Origin of the sequence: Ensifer sp. Root423 (assembly GCF_001426275.1) — a bacterium.
In the GTDB taxonomy this organism is placed as follows: domain Bacteria; phylum Pseudomonadota; class Alphaproteobacteria; order Rhizobiales; family Rhizobiaceae; genus Ensifer; species Ensifer adhaerens.
Genome location: NZ_LMEG01000015.1, coordinates 1 through 18464 on the forward strand (window position 1 = coordinate 1; position 18464 = coordinate 18464).

General features: G+C 63.0%; 16 protein-coding genes and 1 pseudogene. 8 read left to right on the plus strand and 9 right to left on the minus strand.

What is annotated here, in order from left to right:
- Nucleotides 1-672 precede the first annotated feature (672 nt).
- The 3 genes from ASD01_RS15785 to ASD01_RS15795 all read left to right on the plus strand — a co-directional run bounded on the left by ASD01_RS15785 (nt 673) and on the right by ASD01_RS15795 (nt 2734).
- Nucleotides 673-1293: a helix-turn-helix domain-containing protein gene (locus tag ASD01_RS15785; protein ID WP_034791373.1), complete on the plus strand. Its 621-nt coding sequence runs from the start codon at nt 673-675 to the stop codon at nt 1291-1293.
- 11 nt (nt 1294-1304) lie between these two features.
- Nucleotides 1305-2102: an SRPBCC family protein gene (locus ASD01_RS15790; protein ID WP_034791371.1), complete on the plus strand. Its 798-nt coding sequence runs from the start codon at nt 1305-1307 to the stop codon at nt 2100-2102.
- Nucleotides 2103-2311: 209 nt separating this feature from the next.
- Complete coding sequence (locus ASD01_RS15795; RefSeq protein WP_034791369.1) at nt 2312-2734, plus strand: DUF4864 domain-containing protein; 423 nt, start codon at nt 2312-2314, stop codon at nt 2732-2734.
- Between the two features lie 22 nt (nt 2735-2756).
- On the opposite strand, the gene tgt is transcribed toward ASD01_RS15795, so the two are convergent.
- The 5 genes from tgt to coaD all read right to left on the minus strand — a co-directional run bounded on the left by tgt (nt 2757) and on the right by coaD (nt 6678).
- Complete coding sequence (tgt, locus tag ASD01_RS15800; RefSeq protein WP_034791366.1) at nt 2757-3887, minus strand: tRNA guanosine(34) transglycosylase Tgt; 1131 nt, start codon at nt 3885-3887, stop codon at nt 2757-2759.
- Nucleotides 3888-4970 (minus strand): tRNA preQ1(34) S-adenosylmethionine ribosyltransferase-isomerase QueA, encoded by a 1083-nt coding sequence (gene queA, locus ASD01_RS15805; protein ID WP_034791364.1) that lies wholly within the window; start codon nt 4968-4970, stop codon nt 3888-3890.
- 73 nt (nt 4971-5043) lie between these two features.
- On the minus strand, nt 5044-5553 hold the full coding sequence (locus ASD01_RS15810; RefSeq protein WP_034791362.1) for a peptidylprolyl isomerase: 510 nt from the start codon (nt 5551-5553) through the stop codon (nt 5044-5046).
- 22 nt (nt 5554-5575) lie between these two features.
- On the minus strand, nt 5576-6148 hold the full coding sequence (locus ASD01_RS15815) for a peptidylprolyl isomerase (RefSeq protein ID WP_034791360.1): 573 nt from the start codon (nt 6146-6148) through the stop codon (nt 5576-5578).
- A gap of 35 nt (nt 6149-6183) precedes the next feature.
- Nucleotides 6184-6678, minus strand: a complete 495-nt coding sequence (gene coaD / locus ASD01_RS15820; protein WP_034791358.1) for a pantetheine-phosphate adenylyltransferase — start codon at nt 6676-6678, stop codon at nt 6184-6186.
- 226 nt (nt 6679-6904) lie between these two features.
- Between coaD and ASD01_RS37265 the strand changes: the two genes are divergently transcribed.
- Entirely contained in the window at nt 6905-7027 is a 123-nt protein-coding gene (locus ASD01_RS37265; protein WP_277112095.1) for a hypothetical protein, read from the plus strand.
- An 11-nt stretch (nt 7028-7038) separates the two neighbouring features.
- A complete protein-coding gene (locus tag ASD01_RS37270; RefSeq protein WP_255380878.1) occupies nt 7039-7167 on the plus strand; it encodes a hypothetical protein in 129 nt (42 codons plus the stop codon).
- A 133-nt stretch (nt 7168-7300) separates the two neighbouring features.
- Here ASD01_RS37270 and ASD01_RS15825 read toward each other — a convergent pair whose 3' ends face one another.
- The 3 genes from ASD01_RS15825 to ASD01_RS15835 all read right to left on the minus strand — a co-directional run bounded on the left by ASD01_RS15825 (nt 7301) and on the right by ASD01_RS15835 (nt 11242).
- Entirely contained in the window at nt 7301-8710 is a 1410-nt protein-coding gene (locus ASD01_RS15825) for an MATE family efflux transporter (protein ID WP_034791355.1), read from the minus strand.
- A gap of 143 nt (nt 8711-8853) precedes the next feature.
- Complete coding sequence (locus ASD01_RS15830) at nt 8854-10167, minus strand: TCR/Tet family MFS transporter (RefSeq protein WP_082573008.1); 1314 nt, start codon at nt 10165-10167, stop codon at nt 8854-8856.
- 166 nt (nt 10168-10333) lie between these two features.
- A complete protein-coding gene (locus ASD01_RS15835; protein WP_034791353.1) occupies nt 10334-11242 on the minus strand; it encodes a LysR family transcriptional regulator in 909 nt (302 codons plus the stop codon).
- A gap of 121 nt (nt 11243-11363) precedes the next feature.
- Here ASD01_RS15835 and ASD01_RS15840 point away from each other — a divergent pair.
- Nucleotides 11364-12356 (plus strand): annotated as a pseudogene (locus ASD01_RS15840) (aldo/keto reductase).
- A gap of 61 nt (nt 12357-12417) precedes the next feature.
- On the opposite strand, the gene ypfJ reads toward ASD01_RS15840, so the two are convergent.
- The gene (gene ypfJ / locus ASD01_RS15845) at nt 12418-13356 is read right to left on the minus strand and encodes a KPN_02809 family neutral zinc metallopeptidase (RefSeq protein WP_034791344.1); all 939 of its coding nucleotides are present in this window, start codon (nt 13354-13356) and stop codon (nt 12418-12420) included.
- Nucleotides 13357-13619: 263 nt separating this feature from the next.
- Between ypfJ and ASD01_RS15850 the strand changes: the two genes are divergently transcribed.
- Nucleotides 13620-14648 (plus strand): zinc-dependent alcohol dehydrogenase family protein, encoded by a 1029-nt coding sequence (locus ASD01_RS15850; RefSeq protein WP_034791309.1) that lies wholly within the window; start codon nt 13620-13622, stop codon nt 14646-14648.
- 218 nt (nt 14649-14866) lie between these two features.
- Nucleotides 14867-18358, plus strand: a complete 3492-nt coding sequence (gene carB / locus ASD01_RS15855) for a carbamoyl-phosphate synthase large subunit (RefSeq protein ID WP_034791307.1) — start codon at nt 14867-14869, stop codon at nt 18356-18358.
- The last annotated feature ends 106 nt before the right edge of the window (nt 18359-18464 follow it).

Sequence of the window (18464 nt, forward strand, 5' to 3'; positions counted from 1 at the left end):
AGCTAAAGCCGATGGGTGCGTCTCATCCGCCCCCTCCCTTCCCTTGCAACCCGGTCCAGCCGGTTCGGTCGGGGGCTTGCCTCAGCGCCAACGGAGATGTCGAGTGTCGCATGTCTAAATGGCTGACGACGCGCCGCCCAAATTGACATTTTAACTTTGCGCCAAAGCGGACAGTTCAACTTGGCTGCCACATTGCATGTGGTCGGGCGGGTTCAAGGATGACATGCGACCCTCTTTCCAACGTTTGCGCAAGGCGCGCGCTCGTCACTTGCAGCACGCCCCTGGCGCTCAAGCCGTCCCAAACGCGGCACGCTCTTCCATGTAGGCCAATGGATCAGGTTCGTCTTTCATCATCGATCGTTCCGGCATTCATCGGCGCGCTTCCATCGATACATTGCCTCCCGCTACCTTGGGTGGTGACATTCAGAGAAAAACGACGACCTGCCAAGCGGTCGGCAAACGTTAGCGTCGCGTCGCGTGGAGAAGCTCAACCGGGAACCTAACCCGGCTCAGCGCCTTTCCGCATAGCTGGCTCCATTGGGCGAGCCTGAATGGTTGGAAGGCTCCGCAAAGCTGAGGTCGCGCATGCCAGCGGGCACTCGGCATTCCCCTACCCGCATTAGGTGCAATCATCGCCTTGACAAAAAAATCTGTCAAGGCAATGATTGCACCATGCTCGATCTCGATGTCATAGACGCGCCGGCCGCCGCCGCACTTGCCCTGGAGCCGATCAAGGCCCGTTTGCTGGCGGAACTTGCCGCGCCCGCATCGGCTGCCGCGCTGGCTGTGCGGGTGGGGCTGACGCGCCAGAAGGTCAACTACCATCTGCGTGCGCTCGAAGAGCACAAACTGATAGAACCGGCAGAGCAACGCCGCTGGGGCGGGTTGACCGAGCGCCTGATGGTCGCAACCGCCACGTCCTATGTAGTTTCGCCGGCGGCGCTGGGGCCGATTGCTGCCGACCCCGGGCGGAGCAGCGATCGCCTGTCTGCGAGCTATCTGGTCGCACTGGCGGCTCGCATGGTCCGTGAGGTCGGCGGACTGCTGCGCAGCGCCCGTACGCAGGACAAGCGCCTGGCGACGCTGTCGATCGACACCGTGATCAACTTTCGTTCGCCTGCGGAGCGCGCCGCCTTTACCGCCGATCTCGCCCAGGCGGTGAGCGCGCTCGCCGCGCGCTACCACGACGAAGGCGCGCCGGACGCCCGGCCGCACCGGCTCATCATCGCCTCCTACCCTGCGCCGAGCGACGAGAGCGCAGCCAAGGGCGAACCCGACGACACCAACTCCTGAAAGGATATCCCATGCCGATCAAGAAGGATGGCAGCGGAAAGCGCTGGGTTGAAATGGAACTGATCTTGCCCGGCTCGCCCGAAGAGGTCTGGCAGGCGATCGCAACCGGCAGCGGCAACAATGCCTGGTTCACCAAGACGGAAATCGATGAGCGGGTCGGAGGCAAGATCGCCTTCGACTTCGGTCCGAACGGCAGCTCGACCGGCGAGGTGACGCATTGGGAGCCGCCTGCCCGCTTTGCCTATGTGGAACGCGAGTGGAGCGAGGGCGCGCCGCCGGTCGCAACCGAAATCACCGTCACGGCGCGTTCCGGCGATCGCTGCGTGCTGCGCATGGTGCATTCGCTGTTCACAGCGAATGACGACTGGGACGACCAGTTGGAAGGCTTCGAGGGCGGATGGCCGGCGTTCTTCGAGATCCTGAAGATCTATCTCGTACATTTCGCCGGCGAGAAGGCGGTCAGCAGCTTCGCCATGGTTTCAACCGGGGAACCGCAGGCAAGAGTCTGGGAACGCCTGACCGAAGCGCTGGGACTTCTCGGCGCCAATGTCGGCGAGGAGCGCAGCACGCCACCACGGCCCGAACGCCTTGCCGGCATCGTCGAACGGGTACAGCAGGACACCAAGCAACGCTATCTGCTGCTGCGCCTGAAGGAACCCGGCGCCGGCATCGCGCTCTTCGGAAGCTACTCGACCGGCGAAGGCACCAATGCCAGCATCGCGCTCTATCACTATGGAGACGGTGCCAAGGCGCGCGCGAAAGACAGCGAGCCGAAATGGCAGGAATGGATGGCGACAACGTTCAACTAGATCGCCGCCGCCAGTCTGAGCACGCCATTACGCGGACATCACCAACTTATGATATCTGAGATCTGGCTTTCATATCACCAGACAACAAATTGAATTAACACGATTTACATAGACAGATCTGAGCCATTATCTGAAGCTGTCACCAAAGCTCCTGTTTCCAAAAGCCGCGACTGTCCTATGGTCTTTCATTGCGGCTATGGAGATCGACGATGTTCAGGAGCTTTGCGATTGCCCTCGGTATGGTGGCACAACTGGCAGCCGCGACTGCCGCTTGTGCGGAGGAACCCGTCGATACGGCGCGAACGATCATACGGGAACAGATCACTGCCTTTCTGCAGGATGACGCCGAGACCGCCTACTCCTTCGCTTCACCCGCGATCCGCAGCAAGTTTCCCGACAAGGCAAGCTTCTTCGAGATGGTGAAGCGCGGCTACCAGCCCGTCTACCGGCCCGGCAACTTTGCTTTTGGTCGATCGAAGGTGGTTGGCGACCAGGTGCTGCAGGAAGTTCTGATCTCGGCGCCAGACGGCAAGGACTGGACCGCAGTTTACGAACTCGTGAAACAGCCGGATGGCAGCTACAAGATCAACGGCGTGATGATTTTGCAGTCGGCGTCGGGACCGGCCATCTGAGACACCGGTCCGCTGGCGGCCATCAGACCGGGGGAAGGTCCCCTCGCCGCCAGGTTTCCTGCGTTTCGGCCATGAAATCAGCGAAGCGACCTTCTTCGATCGCCAGGCGAATTCCGGCCATCAGTTCCTGATAGTAGGCCAGATTGTTCCAGCTGAGCAGCATGCCGCCGAGCGATTCGTTCGAGCGGATCAGATGGTGCAGATAGGCACGCGAATAGTCGCGCGTCGCAGGGCAAGAGGATTGCTCGTCGAGCGGACGCATGTCTTCGGCGTGGCGGGCATTGCGCAGGTTGATGCGGCCGTGGCGCGTGAACGCGAGGCCGTGGCGTCCCGAGCGAGTCGGCATCACGCAGTCGAACATGTCGATGCCCTCGGCGACCGACCGCAGGATGTCGTCTGGCGTGCCGACGCCCATCAGGTAACGGGGCTTGTCCACCGGCATGATCGGGCAGGTAATGTCGAGCATGCGCAGCATCACCTCCTGCGGCTCGCCGACGGCGAGACCGCCCACCGCATAGCCCTTGAGATCGAGGCCCTTCAGTGCTTCAGCCGAGCGTTCGCGCAGCTTCGGGATATCGCCGCCCTGCACGATGCCGAACATCGCCTTGCCCGGCTGGTCGCCGAAGGCGACCTTGCAGCGCTCGGCCCAACGCAGCGACATTTCCATCGCGCGCTCGATTTCCTTTGGCTCGGCCGGCAGCGCCACGCATTCGTCGAGCTGCATCTGGATGTCGCTGTCGAGCAAGCCTTGAATCTCGATCGAGCGCTCCGGCGACATATGGAAGAGCGCGCCATCGACGTGGCTCTTGAAGGTGACGCCCTGCTCGTCGAGCTTGCGAAGGCCCGCCAGCGACATGACCTGGAAGCCGCCCGAATCCGTCAGGATCGGGCCCTGCCAGCGGATCAGGCCATGCAGACCGCCGAGCCGCGCAACGCGTTCGGCGCCTGGGCGCAGCATCAGGTGGTAGGTATTGCCGAGAATGATGTCGGCGCCAAGATCCTTCACCTGGTCGAGATACATCGCCTTGACCGTGCCGACGGTACCGACGGGCATGAAGGCCGGTGTGCGGATGGTGCCGCGCGGCATGGACACTTCGCCGCGACGGGCCTTGCCGTCGGTCTTGTGTAGCTTGAACTGGAAGGTCTCGGTCATTTAGTCTTTCCGGAAAAGCAGGCTGGCGTCGCCATAGGAATAGAAGCGGTAGCCGGTTTCGATCGCATGCGCGTAGGCCGCGCGCATCGTGTCCAGGCCGCTGAAGGCCGAAACCAGCATGAACAGCGTTGATTTCGGCAGATGGAAATTGGTCATCAGCATGTCCACCGCGCGGAAGCGGTAGCCGGGCGTGATGAAGATACCCGTCGGACCGGACCAGGACTTGACCGTGCCGTCTTCCGAGGTGGCGCTTTCGATCAACCGCAGCGAGGTCGTGCCGACGCAGACGATGCGCCCGCCCCTCGCCTTGACGGCGTTCAGCCTCTCGGCGGTCCGGGCATCGACGTGGCCGATCTCCTGGTGCATCACGTGGTCGTCGGTATCATCAGCCTTGACCGGCAGGAACGTGCCCGCACCCACATGCAACGTCACGAAGTGGCGCTCGATGCCGGCCTCGTCGAGCTTGGCGAAAAGACGGTCGGTGAAATGCAGACCGGCGGTCGGCGCCGCAACGGCGCCCTCCTCTCGGGCATACATGGTCTGGTAGTCGGCGCGGTCCTGCGCATCCTCGGCGCGCTTGGAGGCGATGTAAGGCGGCAAGGGAATGTGGCCGACCGCCATGATCGCCTCGTCAAGCGAGGGACCCGAGAGATCGAAGCGCAGCGTCACTTCGCCGGCATCGCCCTTTTCCTCGACGGTCGCGTCGAGCGTTCCGAGAAAGCAGCTTGAGCCACCGTGGCCGAAGGCAATGCGGTCGCCGACCTTGAGGCGTCGTGCCGGGCGGGCGAAAGCCTTCCAGCGGTCGGGTGCGACCCGCATATGCAGCGTCAGCGAAACTTGCGTCGCGATCTCCTCGCCGCGGCGGCGGATGCCTTCGAGCTGCGCCGGGATCACCTTGGTGTCGTTGAAGACAAGCGCGTCGCCTTCCCTCAGGAACGACGGCAGGTCGAGCACGCCCCTGTCCGCAAGAACGTCGGCGCCATCGGGGCGCACCACGAGCATACGGGCGCTGTCGCGCGGGCTTGCGGGCCGAAGCGCAATCGAAGTTTCCGGGAGGTCGAAGTCGAACAGCTCTACGCGCATTGTTATCTTCAGACAAAAGCAAACCCGCCCCGGCGCAGTTGGCGACCGGGGCGGGTTCGTGCATTAGCGCAAATCAGGCGTCTGCGGCAACCCGCATCGTGACGATCGTATCGGGATCGCGCACCGGCTCGCCGCGCTTGATCTTGTCGATGTTGTCCATGCCTTCGATGACCTGGCCCCAGACAGAGTACTGCTTGTTGAGCCACGGCGCGTCGGTGAAGCAGATGAAGAACTGCGAGTTGGCCGAGTTCGGCATCTGGCTACGGGCCATCGAGCACGTGCCGCGAACGTGGCTGACGTTCGAGAATTCGGCCTTCAGGTCCGGCTTTGAGGACCCGCCCATGCCGGCGCGGGCCGGGTTGAAGTGCTCGCCGCCGGTCTTGCCGTACTGCACGTCGCCGGTCTGGGCCATGAAGTCCTCGATCACGCGGTGGAATACCACGCCGTCATAGGCGCCTTCGCGGGCCAGTTCCTTGATGCGAGCGACATGCCCCGGAGCGACGTCGGGCAGAAGCTCGATGACGACTTTGCCCTTGGTGGTCTCCAGGATGATCGTGTTTTCCGGATCCTTGATCTCGGCCATGGGTTTTCTCCTTCTGTTGATTTTACTTGCCGACCTTGACGCTGATCATGCGGTCGGGATCGGTGACGGAGCCGTTGTTGGCGTCGTCGCCGAGCTTGATCTTGTCGACATTCTCCATGCCGGAGACGACCTTGCCGACGACCGTGTACTGGCCGTTGAGGAAGTCGCCCGGGGCGAACATGATGAAGAACTGCGAATTCGCGCTGTTCGGGTCCTGCGAGCGGGCCATGCCGACCGTGCCGCGTTCAAACGGGACGTCGGAGAACTCTGCCGGGACGTCCGGACGCGACGAACCGCCGGTGCCGGCAGCCTGCGGCTGGTAGCCGTTTTCCATGTCGCCATACTGCACGTCGCCGGTCTGCGCCATGAAGCCCTTGATCACGCGATGGAAAGCGACGTTGTCGTATTCACCGGCCGCGGCCAGCGCCTTGATCTGCTCGACATGCTTCGGCGCGATGTCAGGCCTGAGTTCGACGACGACCGGACCATCCTTGAGCGTGATGGTGATGAAGTTGTCGGCCGCTTGCGCAAGCGCCGTGCCCGTGAAGGAGGCAAGCGCGATGGCGCCGGCAAATGCGAGGTGGAGGATTTTCATGGTTTCTCCCTGCGTGGTGAATTTGGGGCCGCCCGTCAGGTACGGCGTTTGGCCTGCAGTGCTTCGTAGACGGACTTGGGCACGAAGGCACTGACGTCGCCGCCCATGGCCGCGATCTGGCGGACCAATGTGGCCGTAATGGGCCGTGATGCCGTGCCCGCCGGCAAGAACAAGGTCTGGATATCCGGCGCCATCTGCCGGTTCATCCCGGCCATCTGCATCTCGTAGTCGAGGTCGGTGCCATCGCGAAGGCCGCGCACAAGCAGCTTTGCGCCGCGCTCTCGCGCCGCGTCGACGACCAGATTGTCGAAGGAAACGACATCGATGTCGCCTGCCCTGTCCGGCAGAAATTCGTGGAGCGAGCGGCGGATGAGCTCGGCGCGTTCGTCGAAGGAGAAGAGAGGTGCTTTGCCGGGGTGGATGCCGATCGCGACAATGACTTTCGCCGCCACGTTCAGCGCCTGCACGAGCACATCGAGATGCCCGTTCGTCATCGGATCGAAGGAGCCGGGATAAAATGCCGTGGTCATCGCACCTGTTTCCGTTTGGTGAAGCCTTTTGTCACGGACGGCGACAGATCGCAAGAGTTGTACGGCGGTTGACCCTGTTCCCTGGGAAACAGCGGGACAGAAAGAATGAATGCTAGATGAATGCCATGTTCAACGGTGCTTCACAGCAAAGACGTTAAGTGTAGTGCCAGTAACAACGGAACTTTTTTGAACGTACTGCCGTTTAGGATGCGAAAGGATTACGGCTATGGGACTTGCTCTGTTTTCGATGGCGATGTTTTTCGCGATGATCTTTGCGACGATACATGGACTGCGCAACGAGTCCCGTGACCGGCGCGACCGCTACGCGACACAGAAAATCTTCCGTTGATGGAGGGCACTATGGCCACCCTATTCATGATCGCGGCAGCGGTCATCAGTCTCGTATTCTTGATCGACTTTGCCCGGACGATACGCGACCTCCAGCGCGATCGCCAGGGTTCGGAACGGCTCGACGGCTTTAACGTCTAGCAGTTCCAAAGCTTCGTAAAACGAAGCGTGGTAGTAAGCGGCCGTCGTTCCCTTCCCCTGAGGCGACCGCCATTGTAAGCCGGACGGCATCCCCTGCCCGTCCGGCTTTTTCTTTGCTCTTCTTCGCCCCAAGTCAGGCGCCCTTGGCGGCAGCCTTCGCCGTTATCTCGCCGAGCATCCGGAAGAAGCGCCAGTTCAACAGCACCGCGGCGGCTGCAAGCCCGAGGACGAAGCCGAACCACACGCCGATCCCGCCGAAATTGAAGGGAAAGGCAAAGAGCCAGGCGCAGACGAAGCCGATCGGCCAATAAGAAACCATCGCCAGCAGCATCGGCACCTTGGTGTCCTTCAGGCCGCGCAGCATGCCGGCGGCGATCGCCTGCATGCCATCGACGAGCTGAAACGCACCGGCAATGACAATGAGCGGAGCCGCGAAGGCAAGCACCGCCGCAGCGTCCGGACGGGCTGTGTCGAGATAAAGGGCAGCCAGTTGGCTGGGGAAGAATGCGAAGATGGCGCTGCCGACAATGGCAAAGCCGGCGCCGAGCACCAGCGAAGCGATCGCCGCGCGCCGAACGCCCAGGAGGTCACCGCGGCCATAGGCAAGCCCGACCCGCACCGTGGCGGCCTGCGCAAGCCCGAGCGGGATCATGAAGGCCATCGAGGCGAATTGCAGCGCGATGCCGTGCGCCGCAAGCTCGACCGTGCCGATCGTGCCCATCAGCAGCGAGGCGACGGTGAACAGGCTGACCTCGGCAAGGATCGTCAGCGAAATCGGAATTCCGAGAAAAACGACTTCGCGGAAGGCGACCCAGTCGGGCCGCCAGAAGCGGACGAAGAGTTCGTACTGGTTGAGCTCCGGCTTGCTCTTGATATAGCCGATCGTCAACGCCGCGCCGAGCACGGCAACGCCAAGCGCTGCGACCGCCGCACCGAAGATTCCGAGTTTCGGGAAGCCGAAGTGGCCGAAGATCAGCACGTAGCAGAGCGCGGCATTGAGCACGAGCGTCGCCAGCGTGACATAGAGAATGATCCCTGCCCTCTCCAGGCCACTTAGGAAGGCCCTCAGCACCATGAAGATGAGACCGGGGAAGATCGCCCATTGCGCGATGCGGACATATTCTCCTGCAAGGGCTGCGACCTTGGGCTGTTGGCCGGCAAATAGCAGGATCGGCTCGGCCATCCAGAGGATCGGCGCGGTCAACAGGCCGTAGAGCATCACCACCCACATGCCCATGCGCACCGAGCGGCGCACCGAAACCTTGTCGCCACGGCCGACGGCCTGTGCTGCCATCGGCACCACCGCATTGGCAAATCCGTTGCCGAAAACATAGACGGTGAAATACATCTGGGTCGCGAGGATGATCGCCGCGAGCTCGGTGGCGCCGAGCTTACCGACCATCAGGACGTCCGTCGTGTTGATCGCGAGCTGCGCAAGCTGCGCACCGATGAACGGCACGCCCAGATAGAAGCTCGCGCGATAGTGCGTCCGCCAGGAATTGTCGGTCGTCAACGGTATCGGGCTCGCATTCGCGGTCAGCATGGCAGATTCCTGGCAGTCAATGCGGCTCCGGGCCGCAACCGAAGATCGGGGGGGAGGAATCCGGAAATAGAATACCGTCGGGCAAAGAGCCAGACGCAAGGGCGAGGTTGCTCAAAGTTTCATCGATAGATCACGAAAATTGATCAATTTCCGTGCAATCGTGGCCGCTCCATCGCCTCTGGCTCGTCCGGCGCTACGGCGTCGGCCGGCCCGGCATTCTCCGCGCCTTCCGGTCCGACCGCCCTGCTTCTCGGTATCTTCAGGAAGAACACGATAAGCGCGCCGACGAGGAAGGAACTGGCGAGTGCATAGGGCGCGCCGGCAAAGGCGACGGGCGCGGCAGGGCTGGTGAAATAACCGAAGGCCTGGGTGAAGATCAACGGACCGATGATCGTGGTGATGCTGCCGATGCTGGTCAGCGCGCCCTGAAGCTCGCCTTGTGCCGACGACGGCACGTGGGCCGCGGCGATACTGCGCAGCGGCGGATCGGCGAGGCTTTCGAGCGCGGTCGCGATGATCACCGCATAGATCATCCACCCCTGCCAGGCGCCGGCATAGCCGATGGCTCCGAGCGTGGTGAAGGTCAGGCCGAGCACGGCCGTGCGCCACTCCCCAAGCCGCGGCACCACACGCGGCAGGATGACGGCCATGACGAAGGCACCGCCGATACCGAAGATCCCGAGCGAAAGTCCGATCTGCCCCTCGCTCCAGCCGTAGCGGTAGCTGGAAACGAAGGACCAGACGGCCGGATAGACCGAATGGGCAAGCCAAAAGAGAAAGAACACCAGCCCCACCCAGCCGATGCCGGGGTAATTGCACATCTGCTTGAGGGCGCCGAGCGGGTTGGCGCGTTTCCACTCGAACCGGCGGCGGTTGGCGCTGTCGAGTGTCTCGGGCAGCAGGAATACGCCAAGGATAAAGTTGACGAAGGACAGCGCTGCCGCGCCGTAGAACGGGACCCGCGGGCCGAGTTCGCCAAGCAGACCGCCAAGCACCGGCCCGAGCGCGAAGCCGGTACCAAAGGCAATGCCGATCAGCCCGAAATTCTTGGCTCGGTTCCCGTCATGACTGATGTCGGCGATGTAGGCCGATGCCGTGCCGAAGCTGGCGCCGCTGACGCCGGCGAGTACACGACCGATGAACAGCATCCAGTAGCTGGTGGCGAGCGCGCAGATCAGGTTGTCGAGCGCGAAAGTGAAGACGGATGCGAGCAGCACCGGTCGGCGGCCGAATCGATCGCTGAGATTGCCGATCAGCGGCGCAAAGAGAAACTGCATCGCCGCATAGACGAGCAGCAGCCATCCACCATCGATCGCCGCCTCGCTGACATTGGCGCCGGTCAATTCCTCGAGATAGGCCGGCAGCACCGGCACGATGATTGCGATGCCAATGATATCGAGAAACAGGATGAGGAAGACGAGGAACAGGCCGCGTCGCACAAATTTCTCGTCGCGCATGCGATCCCTCCCCGGCGGCCTGCCCCGGGAAAAGAGACAGAACGTGAACAACGCTACCAATTTAGGTGTAACGGATCATTTCGCACGAAACAATCCGTGAACGTCCCAAATTTTCTGATGGGACTATCGCAATGGTTGATAGGTCGGGCCGCTTACAGCCCATGCCTCAGCGGTGGTCCCGCCGCTGTTCGCGCTTCAGGAAGTCCACGAAGGCACGCAACGCCGCTGGCATATGCTTGCGGCTTGCATAATAGAGAAGCGGACCGGAGAAGCTCGTCGTCCACGCCTCAAGGATGAGCACCAGACGCCCTGCGGCGACCGCGGGCGCGATGAATTCCTCGAAGGTCCGGATCACGCCAAGGCCGTCGATGGCCGCCCCGAGTTCGAGATCGATCGTGTTGGCGGTGACGACGGCTGGCGGCGCGATCGTCAGCGCCGCCTCGCCCTCGCCGAACTCCCAGGGAAGCGAGAAGCCGCTGGCGAAGCGGTGGCGAATGCAGGCGTGTTCAAGCAGGTCGCGCGGATGGCCGGGCACGCCGCGCCTTTCGAGATAATCCGGCGCCGCGGCTGTGACATAACGCTGGCGGCTCGGCCCGATCGGGATCGCGATCATGTCGCGCTCGACGCGTTCCTCGTAGCGGACGCCCGCATCGAAACCGGCAGCGAGGACATCGACGAAACCGTCCTCCGCCGTCACCTCCAGGGAAATTGCCGGGTGCTCGCGCAAGAACCGGCCGATGATCGGTGGTAGAATTTCGCGCGCGACGATGGTCGGAACGTTCAGTTTTAGCGTTCCCGCCGGACTGTCGCGCATCTCGTTGACCTGATCGAGCGCACCGGCGATCTCGCCGAGGGCCGGCGTCAGCCGATCGAGCAGCCGCGTGCCCGCCTCCGTCAGGGTGACGCTGCGGGTCGTGCGGTTGAGCAGGCGCACCTGCAGCTTCGCTTCAAGGCGGCGGAGCGCCTCGCTCAGCGCCGACGCGGAAACGCCGCGCTTCTTCGCAGCCGCGCGGAAGCTCCGCGCCGCGGCCACTGCGGTGAAGGCATCGAGATCAGCAAGCGGCAAGTCGTCCATTGTGCGGAATTTCGTACAAGTCGTTCGATTGAGATCGGATTATCGCACGGCATCGGACGAAGTAAACAGGAGACCGAGCAAACGGCCGGCTGGTTTTCGGCCTTGTCGAAGGAGAACGAAGATGGATTACGTTTCACTCGGAAAGTCCGGTCCCTCGGTTTCGGCGCTCGGCCTCGGTTGCATGGGCATGTCCGGCATGTACGGCCCTGCGGACCGGGCCGAAAGCATCGCCACGATCCATGCAGCGCTGGAAGCCGGCATCACGCTGCTCGACACCGGCGATTTCTACGGCATGGGTCACAACGAGATGCTGATCGGCGAAGCGTTGAAGGGCGGAAGGCGCGACAAGGGCGCTGCTGAGCGTGAAGTTCGGCGCCCTGCGCGATGCCGCCGGCAACTGGTTGGGCTACGATTGCCGGCCCAAGGCCGTTCGCAATTTTCTCGCCTACACGCTGCAGAGGCTCGGCGTCGACCATATCGACATCTATCGTCCCGCCCGGCTCGACCCGGATGTGCCGATCGAGGACACCATTGGCGCAATTGCCGATCTGGTGAAGGCGGGTTACGTCAGGCATGTCGGCCTCTCGGAAGTCGGATCAGAAACCATCCGGCGTGCGGCGGCCGTGCATCCGATCGTCGACCTGCAGATCGAGTATTCGCTGATTTCGCGCGGCATCGAGGATGAGATCCTGCCGACCTGCCGCGAACTCGGTATCGGCATCACCGCCTACGGCGTCCTTTCACGCGGGCTGATCAGCGGCCATTGGCAGAAAGGCGCGGCCGGCAAGGGCGATTTCCGCGCCATGAGCCCGCGGTTTCAGGAAGGCAACATCGATCGAAACCTCGCCCTCGTGAGGCTTTGAGACGAATCGCCGAAGGCAAGGGCGTGTCGGTGGCACAGATCGCGATCGCTTGGGTTGCGGCCAAGGGCAAGGACATCGTACCGCTCGTCGGCGCGCGGCGGCGCGATCGACTGGCAGAGGCCCTGTCGTCGCGCGACGTCCATCTCAGCGCAGACGATCTGGCGGTGATCGAACAGTCAGTGCCGAAGAATGCGGCAGCCGGCGCGCGGTATCCAGAAGCCCAGCTCGCCCACATGGATAGCGAGCGCTAAGCCACAAACGAAAGGGCCGGCAGACAAGCCGGCCCTTTCGAATGATTCTGGTTCAAAGAAATCAGGCCGCGCCCGAGAAAGTATCACAGGCCGTCATCTTGCCGCTGTCGAAGCCGCGCTTGAACCAGCGCATGCGCTGCTCGGAGGTCCCGTGATTGAAGCTCTCGGGAACGACATAGCCCTGCATGCGCTTCTGCAGCGTATCATCGCCGATCTGGGTGGCCGCGTTCAGCGCCTCTTCAAGGTCGCCCTGTTCGAGCAGGCCCTTCTGCTGGGTATACTTGCCCCAGACACCGGCGAAGCAATCGGCCTGCAGTTCGACGCGCACCGACATCTGGTTGGCTTCGGTCTCGCTCATCGACTGGCGCATCTGGTTGAACTTCGGCAGAACGCCGATCAGGTTCTGGACATGATGGCCGACCTCATGCGCGACGACATAGGCCTGGGCGAAATCGCCGGCCGCATCGAACTTCTGCGCGAGTTCGTCGAAGAAGCTCATGTCAAGATAGACCTTGCGGTCGCCCGGGCAATAGAACGGCCCGGAGGCAGCCGAAGCAAAGCCGCAGGCGGAACGCACCTGGCCACGGAAAAGCACCATCTTCGGCTCTTCATACTGCTGGCCGTTTGCCTGGAAAATGCCGTTCCAGGTGTCTTCAGTCTCGGCGAGCACCGTCGCCATGAACTGCTTCATTTCCTCTTCCTGGGCGGATCCGCGCGGTGCCGGCGAACCATCGCTCTGCTCGAAGCCCGGCATCTGCACCTGGCCGCCGCCGCCTTCCAGCACCTGCAGCATGTCGATGCCCATGGCCTTGAGGATGAAATAGAGCACGACGAGGAAGATAATCGTACCGAAGCTCATACCGCCTCCGGCGCGCCGCATGCCGCCGCCACCGCCTGGCATGCGAAAACCGCCCCCGCGCCCAAACGGGTTGCCGCCACCGGGGCTCGCGCCGCGCTGGTCTTCGATATTGTCGGATTGGCGGCGGCCCTTCCATTCCATGATCTGTCCTCCCCGGCCTCTGAAAGGCGTTGTCGGTCTGCTCTTTTATAAGACGGCCCTAACGTCGTTGTAAAACGCAATCGCGCCCCGTAAGTTCGCGATCTCACCAATCTTTTTGACAAGGCGACCACTTCGCCAAGGCGCTGCCGGCAGCCGGGCCGCCGGCCCGACCGGCCGCCCTCTCTTGAACAGCCGCGCTCGCCTTGACGCAAACCTGCTTTGCGGCTCCTATGCCCATGCGGACAGGGCGAGGAGGCAGGGCGATGAAGGCATTGCGGCTCAAAGGTATCGGTCAGCTGCGGGTCGCAGAAGTGCCAAAGCCCCTACCCGGCCCGGACGATCTGCTGGTGCGGGTCGAAGCCTGCGGCATCTGCGGCACGGACCGGCATCTGCTGCACGGCGAATTCCCCTCGACCCCGCCGGTGACGCTCGGCCACGAATTCTGCGGCATCGTCGAGGCGGTGGGAAGCAGGGTCTCCGATATCGCAATCGGCGCGAGAATCACCGGCGACCCCAACATCGCTTGCGGTACCTGTCCGCAATGTACCGCCGGGCGCATCAATCTCTGCCGCAATCTCCGGGCGATCGGCATCCATCGTGACGGTGGTTTTGCCGAGTACGTGGTTATGCCCCGCAAGCAGGCCCATGACATACCACTGAGCCTCGCCCCCGTTCATGGCGCCTTCTGCGAGCCGCTCGCCTGCTGCCTGCATGGCGTGGATATGGCGGGCATTCGCGCCGGCTCCTCCGTCGTCGTCCTTGGCGGCGGTGTGATCGGCCTACTGGTCGTGCAGCTCGTCCGCCTCGCCGGCGCAACGACGGTCATTCTTTCCACACGACAGGCGGCAAAGCGCCGCCTTGCCGAAGAGGTCGGCGCAACGGCGACGGTCGATCCTTCCTCTACCGATATCATCGAACAGATCGCCGGTGACACCGGGCTCGTTCCCGGCGGGGTCGATGTCGTCATCGAATGCGCCGGCGTTGCCGAAACCGTCATGCAGTCGACTCGCCTTGCCAGGTCCGGTGGCACCGTCGTGATCCTCGGCGTCATGCCGAAGGGCGAGACCGTGGAAATCGAACCGTTCGACATTCTCTTTCGCGAACTGCGGGTGCTCGGATCCTTCATCAACCCCTTCGTCCACCGCCGTGCAGCAGACCTCGTCGCCTCAGGCGCCATCGAGATCGACAAGCTGATTTCGCGGCGGGTGACGCTCGGCGAAGCAGCCAACGTCATTGCGCATCCGCCGGCGGCCGGAGAGGTCAAGGTTCTCGTCATCCCCGGCCGCCCCTGACATTTCCGGCGCTGTTTCGCCGTGCGCGAAGCGCTCTGCATGGCCGGAGGTGCGCAAATATGGCTGGTTCCTGTCGATTCCGGAATTTTCGGGGTTTCGCTTGCAGAAACATTTGCCTATAAGCCGCTTCTAGCCTGAAAAGACCCATCAATGCGTGCCCGGCCGGTGACCTCCCACCTCGGCCGGTTTTTCGCGCAGCTAGAAACGGATGATCGACCATGCCGAAGCGCCAAGATATCAAGTCCATTCTTATCATCGGCGCGGGGCCGATCGTCATCGGTCAGGCTTGCGAATTCGACTATTCCGGCACCCAGGCCTGTAAGGCGCTGAAGGAGGAAGGCTACCGCGTCATCCTCGTCAACTCCAACCCGGCGACGATCATGACCGATCCGGGTCTGGCGGACGCAACCTATGTCGAGCCGATCACCCCGGAAGTCGTCGCGAAGATCATCGCCAAGGAGCGCCCGGACGCGCTGCTGCCGACCATGGGCGGCCAGACTGCGCTCAACACGGCGCTCTCGCTGCGCCGCATGGGCGTTCTCGACCGCTACAATGTCGAGATGATCGGCGCCAAGCCGGACGCCATCGACAAGGCCGAAGACCGCGCCCTCTTCCGCGAAGCCATGGCGAAGATCGGCCTCGAAACGCCGAAGTCGCGGCTGGCGAATGCCACCGACATCAAGGACCATGACCGCAAGACGCACGAGGCCGAGCGCGCCGAACTGAAGAGCCGGCTTTCCGGCGCCGAGCTCGACAAGGCGCTCGATGACCTCGAGAACCAGTGGAACCTTGGCGAAGGCGACCGCAAGCAGCGCTACATGAACCACGCGATGGCGATTGCCGCGCAGGCGCTTGACGATGTCGGCCTGCCCGCCATCATCCGTCCGTCCTTCACGCTCGGCGGTACCGGCGGCGGCATTGCCTATAACCGCACGGAATTCTTCGACATCGTCGGCAGCGGTCTCGATGCGTCGCCGACCACCGAAGTGCTGATCGAAGAATCGGTGCTCGGCTGGAAGGAGTACGAGATGGAAGTGGTCCGCGACACGGCGGACAACTGCATCATCATCTGCTCGATCGAAAACATCGACCCCATGGGCGTGCACACCGGTGATTCGATCACCGTTGCGCCGGCGCTGACGCTGACCGATAAAGAATATCAGATCATGCGCAACGCCTCGATCGCGGTTCTGCGCGAGATCGGCGTCGAGACCGGCGGCTCGAACGTGCAGTTCGCCGTCAATCCGAAGGACGGCCGTCTCGTCGTCATCGAAATGAACCCGCGCGTGTCGCGCTCGTCGGCCCTCGCCTCCAAGGCGACCGGCTTCCCGATCGCCAAGATCGCGGCGAAGCTTGCGATCGGTTACACCCTCGACGAACTCGACAACGACATCACCGGCGGCGCGACCCCGGCCTCGTTCGAACCGTCGATCGACTACGTCGTCACCAAGATCCCGCGCTTCGCCTTTGAAAAATTCCCGGGCGCATCGCCGGTTCTGACCACCGCCATGAAGTCGGTCGGCGAAGTCATGGCGATCGGCCGTACCTTTGCCGAATCGCTGCAGAAGGCGCTGCGCGGCCTCGAGACCGGCCTTACCGGCCTCGACGAAATCGAAATCCCCGACATGGACGAGAACGGCGATGGCCGTAACGCCATTCGTGCGGCGATCGGCACGCCGACGCCGGACCGACTGCGCATGGTTGCGCAGGCGCTGCGCTTTGGCATGAGCGAAGCCGAGGTTCACGAGGCGAGCAAGATCGACCCGTGGTTCATCGCCCAGTTCAAGGCGATCGTCGACATGGAAGCGCGCATCCGCGAGCACGGCCTGCCTGCCGATGCCGAGAACCTGCGCATGCTGAAGGCGATGGGCTTCTCCGACGCCCGCCTCGCAACGCTCGGCGGCAAGCGCCCGAAGGAAGTGGCGGAACTGCGCAATGCGCTTAATGTCCGCCCGGTCTACAAGCGCATCGACACCTGCGCTGCCGAATTCGCCTCGCCGACCGCCTACATGTACTCGACCTACGAAACGCCTTTCGTCGGTGCCGCCCGCTCGGAAGCTGAAGTGTCTGACCGCAAGAAGGTCGTCATTCTCGGCGGCGGTCCGAACCGCATCGGTCAGGGCATCGAGTTCGACTATTGCTGCTGCCACGCCGCCTTCGCGCTGAAGGATGCCGGCTACGAAGCGATCATGATCAACTGCAACCCGGAAACGGTCTCGACCGACTACGACACCTCCGACCGCCTCTACTTCGAACCGCTGACGGCCGAGGACGTGATCGAGATCATGCGCGCCGAGCAGGAAAAGGGCGAACTCGTCGGCGTCATCGTCCAGTTCGGTGGCCAGACGCCGCTGAAGCTCGCCGAAGCGCTGGAAAAGAACGGCATCCCGATCCTCGGCACGGCACCCGACGCGATCGACCTTGCCGAAGACCGCGACCGCTTCCAGAAGCTTCTGATGAAGCTCGACCTCAACCAGCCTAACAATGGCATTGCCTACTCGGTCGAGCAGGCCCGCCTCGTCGCTGCCGAAATCGGCTTCCCGCTGGTCGTGCGCCCGTCCTACGTTCTCGGCGGCCGCGCCATGCAGATCATCCATTCGGAAAGCATGCTGCAGAGCTACCTGCTCGACACGGTTCCGGGCCTCGTTCCTGAGGACATCAAGCAGCGCTATCCGAACGACAAGACCGGCCAGATCAACACGCTGCTCGGCAAGAATCCGCTGCTGTTCGACAGCTACCTGACCAACGCGACGGAAGTCGACGTCGACTGCCTGTGCGACGGCAAGGATGTCTTCGTCTCGGGCATCATGGAGCACATCGAGGAAGCCGGCATCCACTCGGGCGACAGCGCCTGCTCGCTGCCGGTGCACACGCTCGACAAGGACATGGTCGACGAACTCGAACGCCAGACGGCAGCCCTTGCCAAGGCGCTCAATGTCGGCGGCCTGATGAACGTGCAGTTCGCGATCAAGGACGGCACGATCTACGTGCTCGAAGTCAACCCGCGCGCTTCGCGCACCGTACCCTTCGTCGCCAAGACGATCGGTGCGCCGATCGCGAAGATCGCGGCCCGCGTCATGACCGGCGAAGCGCTCGATGTCGCGATCGCCGCCTATGGCGAAAAGCCGGATCCGCGCAACCTCAAGCACATCGCGGTCAAGGAAGCAGTCTTCCCGTTCGCACGTTTCCCCGGCGTCGATACGCTGCTTGGCCCGGAAATGCGCTCGACCGGCGAAGTCATCGGTCTCGACACCGACTATGCACTGGCCTTTGCCAAGTCGCAGCTCGGCGCCGGCGTCGACCTGCCGCGCGATGGAACAGTGTTCGTTTCGGTGCGCGACGAGGACAAGACCCGGGTGTTGCCGGCAATCCGCATCCTCGTCGACATCGGCTTCAAGGTCATGGCGACCAGCGGCACGGCTCGATTCCTCGGTGAACACGGCATTGCCGCCACCAAGATCAACAAGGTTCAGGAAGGTCGTCCGCACGTCGAGGATGCGATCCGCAACCGTCACGTTCAGCTCGTCATCAACACGACGGACGGCAACAAGGCGATCTCGGACTCCAAGTCGCTGCGCCGCGCCACGCTGATGCAAAAGGTGCCCTACTACACCACCATGTCCGGTGCTGAAGCGGCTGCGCACGCAATCAAGGCTCTGAAGGCAGGCAGCCTCGAAGTGCGCCCGCTGCAGAGCTACTTCAAGGCCTAAGAAAGACCGCGGCGCGCGAAACCCTCGCGCGCCGCCGCCATCCCCGAGGGTGTGATGCGCTTCAACAGCCCGCCCCTCCGCTGAACGCCGCATGAACGACCGGTTC